A 255-nucleotide genomic window follows, 5' to 3' on the forward strand; every position below is an offset into this window, starting at 1 on the left:
CGCGGCCCGGAATCAGTGCGGTCGAGATGATGATGTCCGCCTGCTTCGCGCGCTCGTGCACCAGCGCCGACTGGCGCGTGAGCCACGACGGCGGCATCGGCCGGGCATAGCCGCCCACGCCGACGGCGGCTTCGCGCTCCTCATCGGTTTCGTAAGGCACGTCGAGGAATTTGCCGCCGAGCGACTCGATCTGCTCCTTCACGGCCGGGCGCACGTCCGAAGCCTCGATCACCGCGCCCAGGCGCCGCGCCGTGG

At 71.0% G+C, this 255-nt stretch carries 1 pseudogene; it reads right to left on the bottom strand.

Annotated elements, in window-relative coordinates:
- Positions 1-255: pseudogene (locus AB4Y42_RS44705) on the bottom strand (NAD(P)(+) transhydrogenase (Re/Si-specific) subunit alpha); the annotation flags it as partial.

This window comes from Paraburkholderia sp. EG286B, assembly GCF_040965655.1.
Lineage (GTDB): Bacteria > Pseudomonadota > Gammaproteobacteria > Burkholderiales > Burkholderiaceae > Paraburkholderia.